Source organism: Bartonella sp. MR168JLCBS (genome assembly GCF_042194175.1).
Genome location: NZ_JBHIMP010000541.1, coordinates 1 through 594, shown reverse-complemented (window position 1 = coordinate 594; position 594 = coordinate 1). Strand labels below are relative to the sequence as shown.

1 pseudogene is annotated in these 594 nt (G+C 34.5%); it reads right to left on the bottom strand.

The window, feature by feature from the left end:
* Positions 1–594 (bottom strand): annotated as a pseudogene (locus ACFIK8_RS12520) (hypothetical protein); the annotation flags it as partial.

Below are 594 nucleotides of genomic sequence, written 5' to 3'. Positions count from 1 at the left end.
CGTTGAAGCTTCATTAATAAGCTGATTAAGTGATTGTTGGAGAGAATGTGTGGAATTACGTGTATTTTTGTCAGTGCGTTCAAATGCCAAACTGAGAACATTTTCATAATGTTCTATTAATTGATTGATTTCATTAGATTTTGAAACAAGAGCACTACTTAATGCAGAGAGCGTTTTGTGTTTTTCCTCAAGTGTTGTACTCAACGAATTTTCGGATTGTTCAAGAATGTGAATGGTCTCAGAAAGAGTTTTAGCATGTTCACCGAAAGTGCTTGTTATATGCCCAATCTTTTCAAAGATGTTTTGTGAAAGCCCTTGTAAAACTTCTACATTGTTATTGAGCGCTTGATTTGAGGCTGATAAATGCTCAGCCGCTTGATTGGTTTTGCGGAAAAAATTATTCGCAGTCTCGCTAAACTGACCATCAATATTTTGAACTGTTGATAATAAAATATTACTATTCTCGTGGAAGCTATAAATTGATTGATTCAACTGCTTAAGAATAGAGGAGATGTTATTGATAAGATCTTCTTTCATAGCAGTTACGGTTTGAAGAGTTTCAGAGTTGGTTTGTGTCAAGCTATTCACTAAAGA